At 63.5% G+C, this 13,509-nt stretch carries 12 protein-coding genes; 3 read left to right on the top strand and 9 right to left on the bottom strand.

Annotated elements, in window-relative coordinates:
• Positions 1-38 precede the first annotated feature (38 nt).
• The gene (locus AC3EML_RS12755; RefSeq protein ID WP_352521277.1) at positions 39-1,469 is read right to left on the bottom strand and encodes an FAD-binding oxidoreductase; all 1,431 of its coding nucleotides are present in this window, start codon (positions 1,467-1,469) and stop codon (positions 39-41) included.
• Between the two features lie 18 nt (positions 1,470-1,487).
• Positions 1,488-2,453 (bottom strand): L-threonylcarbamoyladenylate synthase, encoded by a 966-nt coding sequence (locus AC3EML_RS12750; RefSeq protein WP_352521276.1) that lies wholly within the window; start codon positions 2,451-2,453, stop codon positions 1,488-1,490.
• A gap of 369 nt (positions 2,454-2,822) precedes the next feature.
• On the opposite strand from AC3EML_RS12750, the gene AC3EML_RS12745 reads away from it, so the two are divergent.
• Both AC3EML_RS12745 and AC3EML_RS12740 read left to right on the top strand, forming a co-directional pair.
• Positions 2,823-3,281: a hypothetical protein gene (locus AC3EML_RS12745; RefSeq protein WP_352521275.1), complete on the top strand. Its 459-nt coding sequence runs from the start codon at positions 2,823-2,825 to the stop codon at positions 3,279-3,281.
• A 165-nt stretch (positions 3,282-3,446) separates the two neighbouring features.
• Entirely contained in the window at positions 3,447-3,830 is a 384-nt protein-coding gene (locus AC3EML_RS12740; protein WP_081731237.1) for a hypothetical protein, read from the top strand.
• A gap of 80 nt (positions 3,831-3,910) precedes the next feature.
• On the opposite strand, the gene glyS is transcribed toward AC3EML_RS12740, so the two are convergent.
• The 3 genes from glyS to AC3EML_RS12725 all read right to left on the bottom strand — a co-directional run bounded on the left by glyS (position 3,911) and on the right by AC3EML_RS12725 (position 8,548).
• A complete protein-coding gene (gene glyS / locus AC3EML_RS12735) occupies positions 3,911-6,379 on the bottom strand; it encodes a glycine--tRNA ligase subunit beta (protein ID WP_352521274.1) in 2,469 nt (822 codons plus the stop codon).
• A gap of 425 nt (positions 6,380-6,804) precedes the next feature.
• The gene (locus AC3EML_RS12730; RefSeq protein ID WP_023692101.1) at positions 6,805-7,206 is read right to left on the bottom strand and encodes an endonuclease domain-containing protein; all 402 of its coding nucleotides are present in this window, start codon (positions 7,204-7,206) and stop codon (positions 6,805-6,807) included.
• 397 nt (positions 7,207-7,603) lie between these two features.
• Positions 7,604-8,548, bottom strand: a complete 945-nt coding sequence (locus tag AC3EML_RS12725; RefSeq protein ID WP_023684365.1) for a glycine--tRNA ligase subunit alpha — start codon at positions 8,546-8,548, stop codon at positions 7,604-7,606.
• Between the two features lie 176 nt (positions 8,549-8,724).
• On the opposite strand from AC3EML_RS12725, the gene AC3EML_RS12720 reads away from it, so the two are divergent.
• Positions 8,725-9,186, top strand: a complete 462-nt coding sequence (locus AC3EML_RS12720; RefSeq protein ID WP_023684366.1) for a GNAT family N-acetyltransferase — start codon at positions 8,725-8,727, stop codon at positions 9,184-9,186.
• 209 nt (positions 9,187-9,395) lie between these two features.
• Here the strand turns inward: AC3EML_RS12720 and AC3EML_RS12715 are convergent, their stop codons facing one another.
• The 4 genes from AC3EML_RS12715 to AC3EML_RS12700 all read right to left on the bottom strand — a co-directional run bounded on the left by AC3EML_RS12715 (position 9,396) and on the right by AC3EML_RS12700 (position 13,505).
• Positions 9,396-11,171, bottom strand: a complete 1,776-nt coding sequence (locus tag AC3EML_RS12715; RefSeq protein WP_488505399.1) for a tetratricopeptide repeat protein — start codon at positions 11,169-11,171, stop codon at positions 9,396-9,398.
• A gap of 191 nt (positions 11,172-11,362) precedes the next feature.
• The gene (locus AC3EML_RS12710) at positions 11,363-11,779 is read right to left on the bottom strand and encodes a DUF1284 domain-containing protein (RefSeq protein ID WP_352521273.1); all 417 of its coding nucleotides are present in this window, start codon (positions 11,777-11,779) and stop codon (positions 11,363-11,365) included.
• A 110-nt stretch (positions 11,780-11,889) separates the two neighbouring features.
• Positions 11,890-12,483 (bottom strand): biotin transporter BioY, encoded by a 594-nt coding sequence (locus tag AC3EML_RS12705; RefSeq protein WP_352521272.1) that lies wholly within the window; start codon positions 12,481-12,483, stop codon positions 11,890-11,892.
• Positions 12,484-12,836: 353 nt separating this feature from the next.
• The gene (locus AC3EML_RS12700; protein WP_460221696.1) at positions 12,837-13,505 is read right to left on the bottom strand and encodes a GntR family transcriptional regulator; all 669 of its coding nucleotides are present in this window, start codon (positions 13,503-13,505) and stop codon (positions 12,837-12,839) included.
• Between the last annotated feature and the right edge of the window lie 4 nt (positions 13,506-13,509).

The following is a 13,509-nucleotide window of genomic DNA, read 5'->3' as shown; positions in this document are numbered from 1 at the left end:
GTTATCGGAATGAGACCAGCCACAAAATGTTGAAAGGATCAGATAACCTTACCGGGATTCATGATGCCGGCCGGATCGAAGACGGCCTTCACCCGGCGCATCAGTTCGATCGCCATTGGCGGCGCGGTGGCGATCAGTTCGTCGCGCTTCAACTGGCCGATGCCATGCTCGGCCGAGATCGAACCGTGGAAGGAGCGCACGACATCGTGCACGGCATGGTTCATGGCGTGGTAGAGGCCGAGAAACGCTTCGTCGTCACCGCCCTCCGGCCGGGAGATGTTGTAGTGCAGATTGCCGTCGCCCATATGACCGAAGCAGACCACGCGCGCCTGCGGACTGACCGAAGCCACTGCACCGGCCGCCTTTTCGATAAACGCCGGGATGGATGCCACCGGCACCGAAATATCATGCTTGATCGAAGCACCTTCGGGCTTTTGCGAATCCGGCAGCACCTCGCGGAAGTTCCAGAACGCGTCGCCCTGCGCCAGGCTGGCCGCGATCACCGCGTCGCCGACGATGCCTTGTTCGAGGCCTGCCGACAGCACTTCTTCGATCAGCCCCCTGGCGTCCTCGGCCAAACGGCCCGACGACACCTGCATCAACACATACCATGGCCAATCCTGCGCCAGCGGCCGCGTGACGCCCTGCGCATGGCGCAGCGTGAAATCATAAGGACGCTGGCCGATCAGCTCGAAGGCGGTGAGTGCCGCCCCTGCCCGGTCCATCGCCAGGCTGAACAGCGCAAGCGCTGCTTCCGGCGACGACAGGCCGGCAAAGGCGACTTCGCGCCCCTTGGGCTTGGGAAACAGTTTCAGCACCGCGGCGGTGATGATGCCGAGCGTGCCTTCGGCGCCGACGAACAGGTTCTTCAGATCGTAGCCGGTGTTGTCCTTCTTCAGTTTGCGGAGATCGTCGAACACCTCGCCGGTCGGCAGCACGACTTCGACACCAAGGCAGAGTTCGCGCGCATTGCCATAGGCAAGCACGCCGGTGCCGCCGGCATTGGACGAGAGATTGCCGCCGATCTGGCAGGACCCTTGCGCGGCAAGCGACAGCGGAAACAGCCGGTCGGCGGCGTCGGCGGCTTCCTGCAGCGTCTGCAGGATGACGCCGGCCTCGACGGTTACCGTGTTGGAGAAGACGTCGATCTCGCGAATGCGGTTCAGCCGCGACAGCGACAGCACGATCTCGCGGCCGGAGGCATCCGGCACCTGGGCGCCGACCAGCCCGGTGTTGCCGCTTTGCGGCACGACCGGCGTTCCCGTCTCGCTCGCCAGGCGCATGATCCGGCTGACCTCGTCGACGCTGCCGGGACGCAGCACCAAGGCGGTCCTGCCGTGCCATAGGCCGCGCCGCTCGGTAAGATACGGCGCAATATCGGCCTGGTCGCGCAGCGCAAATTTGTCGCCGACGATTGCCGCGAAGCGGGCGATGAGAGCGGGATCGAGGTCGAAGGGTGCGTCGTTCATGGGCGCAAACTATGGCGCTCAATCGAGCTTGTCACGGGGGGCAGCGGCACGAAACAGCCGATCGTTGATCGCCTCGCCGAGCCCATCGAACGGGATCGGCTCGACGGCGATCGTCGCCGCGCCGCTGCGGTCGAGTTCCTGCAAATACGCGAACAGATTGCTTGCGGCTTCGCGCAAATCGCCTGACGCGGACAGGTTGCGCAAGGCGGCCGCCGCTTGCCAGCCTTCGGCGCGGTCGCCACCAAAGGCCAGCAAGGCCTCGCCTTCAGCCACACTCTGTGCATCGAGCCGCACCGATGCGCGCGGCGCATAATGCGACGCCAGCATGCCGGGCGCCTCGATGCCGGCTGTCGCGCCGCGCTGCAGCTTGATGCCGGTGACGGCCTCGATATCGGCGGCAGCGATGCCGCCTGGCCTCAGCAGCCGCACGCTGTTGCCTTCGACCTTGACGATGGTCGATTCCAGCCCGACCGGGGTGGCGCCGCCATCGACCACCAGCCGGATTTTGGCGCCGAGATCGGCCGCCACGGCTTGCGCTGTCGTGGCGCTTATCTTGCCCGAAGAGTTCGCGCTGGGCGCGGCCAGCGGCCGGCCGAGCCTGGCGATCAGCTCGCCGCCGAAGCCCCTCGGCATGCGGAGCGCGATCGCATCGAGCCCGGCGGTGACCAGCGGATGGATGCCGTTGCCGGGTCGGAGCGGCAGCACCAGCGTCAGCGGCCCCGGCCAGAACGCCCCGGCCAGCCGCTTCGACAGCGGGTCGAAGATCGCAATGCGCTCGGCCATCGCGAGATCGGCGACATGGGCGATCAGCGGGTTGAAGCGCGGCCGGCCCTTGGCTTCGAAGATGCGGGCGACGCCGACGCCATTGGTCGCGTCGCTGGCCAGTCCATAGACGGTCTCCGTCGGGATAGCGACGACGTCGCCGCCCTCAAGCAGCGCCAACGCCTGCTCCATCGCTTCGCCGACGGATAGTATCTCAGCCACTCGCTTCACCTCACAGGCGCCGGACCTAAAGCGCGTCGCGCTGAACCGGATTCATGCGACTGCTTTAGGTCTTTGTTTTGATGCATGTCGTTCTCTCAAAACCGGGGCCACTTTTGAGCGACATGCGTTAGAGCGGTTCAGCTGTTCGCTGAAACGCTCTAAGTATTTGTTTTTGCGCAATTCCGGACGGAAAACCGCTACTCACTTTTCCTGGAATTGCTCTAATACGGCAGTGGTTTTCGGGCAAGCCGGCGTTGGCGAATTATCAATGCCTAAAATGCTACGTTTCCCTGCAAGCCGGCATCAATCCACTGGGGTTAGGCTACTTGGGTTAGGGCTGGCAGCTTGTTGGGCAAGGGGACGGTTTCGATGTCGATGCGTGTGCTTGGAGCGCTTGGTTTCACCCTGGCGGCGATGACCGGTGGGGCGCACGCCTCGTCGATCGTCTTTCTCGGCGTCTCGACCTCGACGCCATCAGTCATCAAGGTTGGCGGATCCGAACCGGTCAGGATCGCCTCGTCGCCATCGATCGTCGCGCTCGGCGATGCCCAGCCCGATGTGACTTATGAAAAGGTCGCGGCGATCCCCGAAAAGCCTAGGCACGGCCAGGACCCGATGATCATTCGCGGCGGCATCGTCGGCGGCGCCTTCGCCGCGCCGGCTCCGGCCAGGGCGAGCACTTCAGCGCCGGCAGCGGAGACGACGGCAGAGACCGCACCAGCAGGAACTGCAACGGCATCGAACGGCAAGCCCGAGTCGCAACCGGCAGCGCCGCAGCCGGCAGCAACACCGCAGCAGCCGATCGAGGGCGTCGGCAAAGCCGAGTAGGCCATTCAGCCAAGACAGTCGGCCAAGACAGTCGGCCGATCCATTCCGCTTGACGCCGATCGACGCCCCGGCGCACGATCGGCTTGGCGGCGGCGGCCCCAATTTCGCCAATCGGTTTTGGCATGAGCGCGCCGGGTTGTAGGAGAGCGAGGGGTTATCATGAACATGACGAAATCTTTGATTATTGCCGGCCTGTTGCTGGCGTCACCTATAGGTGTCGGCGGCGCGCAGGCCGGTGACGAGCTAGGGTCCTACGTCGCGCGCATTTCCGATCGCGACCACCATGCCAGCGACGGCTATGAGCTGAGCAGCGCAGCACAGATGGTGCGGCAGGACCGTGCCAACTGGCACAAGTTCCACCGGCGCGATGCCGACGACCAGGGCGATGACTGGTTCCGCAGCAACGATGATCGCGCGTATCTGGAACGCATGCTGAAGCGCGGTGGCGCGATGAGCTCCTCGACACGGAACGCCATCGTCAATGGCGAGCCGCTGATCCAGGTCGACGTCTATTCAGACAGCGTGCATGTCAGCATTTTGGAGGACTGACGGAGTCAGCCTCGGGAGGACTGAAAACAAGACGGGCGGCGTGTGAACGCCGCCCGTGTTCGGGCTTGTCCGTCCCTTAGCTAGCCAGCTATTCTGGAGAAATCAGCCACCTGGTCGGTGGCCGTGCGGATGCGGGCGAGCAATGCCAGACGGTTGGCGCGCACGGCCTGGTCCTCATCATTCACGAGAACACGTTCAAAGAATGAATCAACCGGTTCGCGCAGCACGCTAAGCGCCAGCATGGCGGCGGAAAAGTCTTCGTTTTGAATCGCTTCGCCGGCTTCTCTCTCCGCCTGATTCACCGCTGCAAACAGCGATTTCTCGGCCTCCTCGCGAAACAGCGCCGGCTCAACAGTCTCGGCGACGAGCGTTTTCTTCTTCTCCTCGGCCGCCAGAATGTTGGCCGCGCGCTTGGTGCCGGCGAGCAGGTTCTTGCCATTCTCGGTGTCGAGGAAGGAGCCCAACGCTTCGACGCGGCGGACGATCTGCAGGAGGTCGTCCGACTGCGATTGGCCGATCTCCCCCCTTGTGGGGGAGATGCCCGGCAGGGCCGAGGGGGGCGCGCCAGAATGAGAGGTCGGTTGGACAGCGCCCCCCTCTGTCGGCTTCGCCGCCCCCACAAGGGGGGAGATTGGCGCGCTTCCACCACCTGCCAGCACGGCGTCAATGAGATCATGCCGAGCGCCCTGGTCGCGGAGATAGACCTTCAGGCGATCGTGGAAGAAGGCGAGGAGGTCGGAGCCAAAGGCCCGTCCAGCCTTAGACGCGAGATAACTCGCCGTTTGATAGGCACTATCGAAGAGCGATGTCAGCGGCAGTGAGATCCCATTCTCGATCAGGATTCTCACCACGCCCAGTGCGGCCCTTCTCAGCGCGTAAGGATCCTTCGAGCCCGTGGGCTTTTCATCGATCGCCCAGAACCCGACCAGCGTATCGATTTTGTCGGCGAGTGCGACGGCAATCGACACCGGATCGGTCGGCACGCGGTCGGACGGACCTTGCGGCTTGTAGTGTTCCTCGATCGCCGCGGCCACGGACGGATGCTCACCCTGCAGCAGCGCATACTTGCGCCCCATGGCGCCTTGCAGTTCGGGGAATTCTCCGACCACTTCGGTGGTGAGATCGGCCTTGGCGAGCACCGACGCACGCCCGGCGAGCGCGGCAATCTCCCCCCTTGAGGGGGAGATGTCGCCGAAGGCGACAGAGGGGGTCGTCTCGCGTGGAGCGCCAACTCCCTCTTTCTTCGAGAGACCGGACGGCGTCGCGGCAGCCGAAGCGACCCCCTCTGGCCTGCCGGCCATCTCCCCCTCGAGGGGGAAGATGGAGTGCGCCACTGTCGGCGCGATCTCTTGCGCCAGCCGCTTGATCCGCTCCACCCGCTCGCCTTGCGTGCCGAGCTTGGCGTGGAAGGTGACATTGAGATGGTCGAGGCGGGCCATGCGCTGGTCGAGCGGTTTCTTCAGATCGAGGCCGAACTTTTTTGCCGATGCCTCGAGCTCTCCCAGATCGGGCAGATCGCCCTGGTCGGTCTTCCAGAAATACAGCGCGTCCGACAGGCGGGCACGCACCACCTTGCCGTTGCCGTGCGCGATCTCCTTGCCGCCGTCCTTGGCCTCGATGTTGGCGGTGAGGATGAAGCGGTTGGAGAGGTTTTCGCCGTCGCCTTGCGGCCGGGTGACAAAGCATTTCTGATTGGCGCGGATGGTTAGCCGGACCACCTCGGGCGGAATGGCGAGAAAGGCCTGCTCGTATTCGCCCATCAGCACCACCGGCCATTCGACCAGGCCCGACACTTCTTCCAACAACCCTTCGTCCTCGACCAGATCGAGCCCGTTGGCGAAGGCGAGGTTGCGGGCGTCGGCAAGGATGATCTCCTTGCGGCGGTCGCCATCGAGCACGACCTTGGCCGCTTCCAGCTTGGTCACGTAATCGTCGAAGCGGCGCACGGTGATTTCACCCGGCGCCATGAAACGATGGCCATAGGTGATATTGCCCGAGCGGATGCCATCGATCTCGAAATCGACCACCACCGGCTCCTCGGTCTCCGGGCCGAAGGTGCACAGGATCGTCTGCAGCGGCCGCACCCAGCGCAGCGAACCGGGCTTGGCCGAAGCCGGCCCCCAGCGCATCGATGTCGGCCACGGGAAGCTGCGGATGATGGCCGGCACCAGTTCGGCGACGATTTCTTCCGCCGCCCTGCCCGGCTTCGAAATATGGGCGACGTAGAAATCGCCCTTCTTCGGATCGGAATGGACATGCGCCTCGGCAACCGAGGCAAGGCCTGCCTTGCGCAGAAAACCCTGCACCGCCTGTTCCGGCGCCGCCGTCGACGGCCCCTTGATCTCCTCGTGGATGTCCTTCGAGCGCGCGGTCAGGCCCCTGACATCGAGCGCCAGGCGCCGCGGCGTCCAGTATTCGCGCGCGGCGTCATAGGTCAGACCCGCCTCGACCAGACCGTCGGTCAGCATCTTCCTGAGATCGCCCGCCGCCTTGCGCTGCATGCGGGCGGGGATTTCCTCGGAGCGGAGTTCCAGCAACAAATCCGGCATCAGAGTTTCTCCACCCGCATGCCTTCTCCCTGATTGCGCGTCCTCGCGCCTCCGGCGCTGCGGTTGCGCGGCCGGGCGGGGATTTCCTCGGAGCGAAGTTCTAGCAAAAGATCAGGCATCAGAGTTTCTCCACCCGCATGCCTTCTCCCTGATTGCGCGTCCTCGCGCCTCCGGCGCTGCGGTTGCGCGGCCGGGCGGGGATTTCCTCGGAGCGAAGTTCTAGCAAAAGATCAGGCATCAGAGTTTCTCCACCCGCATGCCTTCTTCCTGATTGCGCGTCCTCGCGCCTCCGGCGCTGCGGACGCGCGGCTGGGCGGGGATTTCCTCGGAGCGAAGTTCTAAGAGCAGGTCTGGCATGGTTAAGCTCCCACCCTCCCCTTGATGGGGAGGGTCGGCGCGTAGCGCCGGGGTGGGGTGGCGACCTCTCAGCCGCCGATACCTTCGGCACCATCGCGCAAACGCAGGTGTGATTTTCGTTCTTCCACCGCCGCATAGATCGTATCGAGCACGGAATCCAGTTCGTTTTTGATTTCATGGTTCCAGAAGCGAATGACGCGGTAGCCTTGGCTCTCGAACCATTTCGTTCGACGCTCGTCATGGCGCAGCTGGTCATCGAAGCTGTGATGGGCACCGTCCACCTCAATGATCAGCTTCAGCCGGTGGGAGATGAAATCAGGGAAGTAAACGCCTACCGACGCCTGCCTGCGAAAATGAGTGCCTTCTACTGGAATGCGCCACAGATGCCGCCACAGGATGCGTTCCTCGTCGGTCATCGCCGCGCGAAGCCTTTGCGCAGACTGCAGCTTGAATCGATCGAGTTTTGGCATGGAACGTCGCGCTGTCACCCCCACCCGCCGCTTCGCGGCGACCTCCCCCATCTAGGGGGTGGTAAGAGGGCATGGCAACTCGGCTGACCGCTGTTTCCAGGAATTTTGACCCCCCCTGTCGGGCCGCAACCAGCCCGCCCGTCCTTTGATCAAAGATTTCCATGAACCAAACGCAGCGCTGAAGCGACCAACGCTCAGGCAGGGACCTATTGGCTGAACGACCATGAAAACGGCATCGAGACTTCTCCAGATCATCGCGCTCAGCGCCTGTTTCGCCGCGCAGGTGCATGGCGCCTTCTCGATGCCGGGCGTACGGCAGGCTATGCGGACCATGGCGGGGTCGACTGGCCCGATGTTGGCCCCAATCAACATTTCCCTCGAAATGATGAAGTGAGCCTCAGGCGGCGAGCCCGCCGGCCTGGGTCTGCAAAAATGCCTCGCCGCAGGCTTTCGCCAGATTGCGCACCCGCAGGATGTAGCTCTGCCGCTCGGTCACCGAAATCACGCCGCGCGCGTCGAGCAGGTTGAAGACGTGGCTGGCCTTGATGCACTGGTCATAGGCCGGGAAGACCATGCGGTGCATCGGCAGATTGTCGTTCGAAGCCGGGGCGCCGGCCGCGAGCAGCGCCTTGCATTCGGCTTCGGCGTCCTCGAAATGCCTGAGCAGCATGGCGGTGTTGGCATATTCGAAATTGTGCCTGGAATATTCCTGCTCGGCCTGCAGGAAGACATCGCCATAGGTGACTTTTTCGGCGCCTTCTCGGCCATTGAAGTTGAGGTCGTAGACATTGTCGACGCCCTGCACATACATGGCCAGCCGCTCCAGGCCGTAGGTCAGTTCTCCCGCCACCGGCGCGCATTCGATGCCGCAGACCTGCTGGAAATAGGTGAACTGCGACACTTCCATGCCGTCGCACCAGCACTCCCAGCCGAGCCCCCAGGCGCCAAGCGTCGGGCTTGCCCAGTCGTCCTCGACGAAGCGAATGTCGTGCAGCAACGGATCGACGCCGATCGCCTTGAGCGAGCCGAGATAGAGCTCCTGCAGGTTCGGCGGGTTGGGCTTCAGGATCACCTGGTACTGGTAATAATGCTGCAGCCGGTTGGGGTTTTCGCCGTAGCGGCCGTCCTTGGGCCGGCGCGAGGGCTGGACATAGGCGGCGTTCCAGCCCTTGGGCCCGAGCGCGCGCAGCGTGGTGGCCGGATGGAAGGTGCCGGCGCCGACTTCCATGTCGTAAGGCTGCAGGATGACGCAGCCATAGGCGGCCCAGTAATTGTGCAGGGTCAGGATCAGCCCCTGGAACGAGCGGCTGGGATGTATATGGGCTGGACTGTCTGACGTCACGGCGGCCTCGGAAAGCGCTGAAATGATGCCATTCCCTAGTTGCCGGGCCGGCTAGCGTCAAGGCAGCGCCTATCGCCGCCTTGATGAGAGGTTGAACGCTTTGCTTCGGACTGGCCCATTGCCGGACGGTGCCGGTGGCCGTTTGCTCGCCCAGCTTCAACGACAGAGGTTCAGCCATGCAAGGCCAGCTCACCGTACGCCCCGTCACCCGAGAGGATTACGAGCAATGGCTGCCGCTGTGGGACGGCTACAATGCGTTTTACGGCCGCTCGGGCGAGACCGCCCTGCCCGGTGACATCACTGCAATGACATGGTCGCGCTTCTTCGATGCCTATGAGCCTATGCATGCGCTGGTCGCGGAGAGCGAAGGCAAGCTTCTCGGTCTTGTCCACTATCTCTATCACCGCACCACGACGGCGATTTCGCCGAACTGCTATCTGCAGGACCTCTTCACCAATGAGGCGTCGCGCGGCAAGGGCGTCGGCCGGGCACTGATCGAAGACGTCTATACCAGGGCGCAAACCGCAGGCTCCAGCCGCGTCTACTGGCTGACACACGAAACCAACCACACGGCGATGAAGCTCTACGACAAGATCGGCGATCTCTCGGGCTTCGTCGTCTACCGAAAGCTGTTCTAGAATGAGCGCCAACGCTGGGTCTGCGCCCCGTCGCTTCGCTCCTTGCTCCGCCATAGAATGACGATCGCGATAGGGCGTCTCTATCTCTTTGTTTCTGTCGCAATTCCGAGCGGAAAACCGCGCACACTTTTCCTGGAATTGCTCTAAGACGCCAAGCCGAAACAAAAACGGGGCTCAGCGAGCCCCGTTTCATCAGAAGTATGGCCCGATCACCCCTTCGGCGCTGGCGGGGTGGCCGGCTTGACCTTCGGGGTTTCCTGCGCCGTGTTGGATTCGATCGGCGGCAGGCCCTTCATCAGCTTCTGCTGCAAAATGGCAAGCACATCGGGATCCGGCTTCAGGTCGCGCGCCTGGTTCCACTGGAAAGTGGCTTCGAGCTTGCGGCCGACGCGCCAATAGGCATCGCCGAGATGGTCGTTGAGCACCGGATCTTCCGGCTTGAGCGACACGGCGCGCTCCATTTCGCGCACGGCGTCGTCGAACCGGCCCATGCGGAAATAGGCCCAGCCCAGCGAATCGACTATGTAGCCGTCGCTCGGCCTGAGGTCGACGGCCTTTTGGATCATCGCCAGGCCTTCCTTGAGGTTCATGTTCATGTCGACCCAGGAATAGCCGAGATAGTTCAGCACCTGCGGCTGGTCGGGGAACAGTTCCAGCGCCTTGAGGAAGTTCGGTTCGGCCTTGGGCCATTCCTTCAGCCGCTCATAGGCGATGCCGCGCTGATAGTAGATGTTCCAGTTGGCATTGGTCGGCGTCTTCAGCACCGCGACCGCCTTGTCATAGAGAGTGGCGGCGGAGCGGAAATCCTCCTTCGAGGCATAGACCCCGCCGAGCGCCAGATAGGCGCGCATGTCATCGGGGTGAGCTTCGACGAATGTCTTCAGATGGGCGATCGCCTCGTCGTGACGGTTGAGATCGGCAAGGTTGAGGCCGAGCTGCAGGTCGGAAAGCTCTTTCAGAGGCGAAGAGGCTGGAATGCGGCTATAGAGGGCAATGGCGCCTTCGCCGTCCTTCAACTGCTCCGCAACGGCGGCAAGCTGCACCAAAGCGGCGTCGCTGTCGGGCTTGAGCGCGAGCGCATATTGCAGATAGAGGCGCACGAACGGCTCGCCGCCGCCGCGATTGAGCGCGATGGCGAGGTCGAGCAGGATTTCAGCGGCGCCTTCGGAGGGACTGGCGACGAAGGGCTCGATCTTGTCGCCCTTGCTGATCCTGTCGCGAAGCGCCTGGATGTCGAGCTTGCCGGGCGCGAACGCCTCGGCCTTGTCGAGCACGTAGAGCGCCTTGTTCTTGTTGCCCTTGCGCGCCAGGAAAGACGCGTAGGCCTGGGCGTTGCGCATCCATGTCTCGGGCGCGGCACCGCCGGCCGTGACGTCGGTCAGGGTCGCGTCATAAAGCGCGTCGGCCTTGTCCGATAGGCCTGCGGCATCGGCGATCAGCGCGCGGTGGAAGGACTTGAACAGGCCGAACCAGTCAGGCCCCTGCAGTTTGTCGATCGAGGCCATCGCCCCGGTGGGGTCGCCGGCGCCCTCTTGTGCCCAGCCGGACATGACGCCGGAAATCAGTCGGTCGAGATCGGATTCGAGCGACAGCTTGAGCCAGTACTGCGCCTTGGTGAAATCCTTCTTGTGGAAGGAATCGACCGCCAGAGCCAGACGCGAGAAGCGCTCGACGTCGGGAACTGCCTTGAGGTTGTCGGCATAGACCAGCGATTCCTCGAAGCGGCCTTGCGCGATCAGCGACAGCATCAGGCTTTGCTGCAGCGAGGTGTCGCCGGGATTGAAGGCGAGCGCCTGCTTGTAATAAGCGATGGCATTGTCGAGGTCGTTGTCGCCTTCGGCGATGCGGGCGGCGAGATAGGCGCCCGAGAAGGAGGTGATCTTGACCGGGTCGGTCAATTCCTTGGCGTAGGCAGGCAGCGGAGAAATCGCCATCCCTGCCACAATTGCCAGCCCCGCGAGCCAGCGCGCACTTCCTTGCCGCATCGTATCCCTTTCAGCCAAGCGCCATCCCGCGTCGGCGCGGAGAAGCCATAGACTCGATGTTTCCTGACAAAGCATGGCCTTTTTGGGGTCAGGCTTCAATCCGGGCCGAATTCACAATCGGGTCACCCGATTAACAAACCATGGCGACGCAGACACTGTCGGTTCCGACAATAGCAGATCGGGGTTGGGAGCTACAGCCTGACGTCGCGATATCCGCCTGCCGCTATCGTGCTGCACAGGCCGGCCCACTCGCAACCCTGGCAGGCCTCACGCGTCACGCCGGCTGAAAAGGCCGCGCGCAAGGCGGCAAGCGTTGCCGCGTCGAGGCTGAGACGGACGCCCGCCTCGATGGGCCGGGCCAGCAGCTTGCCGACATCGCGTGCTGCCAGCTCGTCCCGGCCTGCCGCGCTTTCGCGCAAGCAGTGGGGCTCGGCCTCGCCGAGCAGCGGCCGACAGATGTCGTCGGGGCCGGAGACGATCAGAATATCCTCGCCCCGGCCCAGACGTTTCGCGATCACGTCATAATTGGCGACGAAGGCTGCGCTGTACCCTTCGCCAATATAGGTCAGCAGGCAAAGCAGATGGTGGGAGCGCAGCCGGACGGTCATCGGTCAGGACGCGCCAGCGGAGCCTGTTCCATCCCGATGGTATCGGGATGGGGCTCCATCTCTTTGTTTGAGCATGATCTCTTCCGAAAACCGGACTCCACTTTTCGGGATCATGCTCCTGCCGGGTCCGCCTTGTTGCTCCAAAACAGCTTGAGCGTCGCGGCGCCGAGCGCCGATTTCAACAGACCGCCGACGAGGAACGGCAGGAAACCGAAGGCGATGGCCTGTTCGAGGCCGATCATGACGGCGAGCCAGGCCGTTCCGAGAACCAGGCAGGTGAGGTTGCCGAGGACCATGCCGGCGAAGGCGAGCAGCACGCGGTTGCCGTTCCAGCCGCGTTCGGCCAGCCAGCCGACCAGCGCGCCGACGACCGGGAAGGCGAAGAGATAACCGGCGGTCGGCCCGGCAAAATGCTGGATGCCGGCAGCTCCGCCCGATAGCACCGGCAAACCCACAGCGCCCTCGACGAGCCATGCGGCGATGGTGATCGCGCCGAGCCGCCAGCCGTAGAGCGCGCCCACCAGCGTCACCGCAAAGGTCTGCATGTTCATTGGAACCGGCAGCATCGGCACTTCCATGTAGGAGGCGAGCGCAATGGACAGCGTGCCGATGACGATGGCCGCGGCTTGCCAGGCATACGAGCGGGTTTGCAGGCGCAACGGGCTGAAGGAGGGCTTGGAGGGCGAAAAGGCGATGTCGGTCATGGCGGCTTCCCTGGCTGGTTTGAATTATAGATAATTTTGTTGTTCGATCTATTATCGAATCCATATTTGCGCGGGAATGGCAACCCTCGCCCCTAAAAAGGCTTGGGCTTGCGTGTCGAATAAAGGACATTTGGAAAAGCTGGCGGGACAGCACCCCCCTCTGGCCTGCCGGCCATCTCCCCCGCAAGTGGGGAGATCGGATGTCGCCTTTGCTTTCGCCAATGGCCGACGTTGCAGGACTAACGCAACGGCAAAGCTGTTGATCTCCCCCCTTGCGGGGGAGATGTCCGGCAGGACAGAGGGGGGTGTGAAGGATCGCTACGCGCGGAATCCGACGACTTGTCCCTTCGTCCCTACCCGACGATGGCAAACGCTTCGCGCATCTTGCCCGACGCGGTCTTGACCGGTTTCTGGCCGATCCACTGAACGTGCCGGCCAAGCGTGGCCGCGGCCAATTCGGTGTTGCCTTGCCGCAGCGCGCTCAGGATCGCGCGATGATCCTGGTCGGTGCGGATTTCCCATTCCGAGCGCCAGGCGGCGAACAGGAAGCGGGCGCTTGCGGCGTGCAAATCGTCGATGGTGGCGATGAGCCGCGGCATGCCGCAGGGCGCCAGGATCAGCCGGTGGAAGGTGCGGTTGGCCTCCTCCCAAGAGCGGACATCGCGGGATTTGTCGCCGGCCTTTGTGGCTTCTTCGGCAAGGTTGAGAATGGAAGCCGTCAGATGCGGCGCGGCATGGCGCAGCGCCAGCACTTCGAGCGCTGCCCGCATTTCGGCGACTTCCCTGACTTCGCCGAGGTCGAAGGCGGCGACGCGTACGCCCCGCCTGGGCTCACTGACCGCCAGCCCTTGCGCCTCCAGGCGCCGGAAGGCTTCGCGCACCGGGACATGGCTGGTCTGGAATTCCTCGGCGATGTGATCCTGCCGCAGCCGGGCTCCCGGTTCGATCGCACCCGATATGATGCGATCCGCCAGCACCTTGCTGATGCGCACGGCGATGGTGTCGTCTGCGGTCTTTGCCATGTTT

Source organism: Mesorhizobium sp. P170090, from assembly GCF_057786115.1.
The sequence above is the reverse complement of the archived record's forward strand: the minus strand, read 5'-3'. Positions and strand labels throughout refer to the sequence as shown.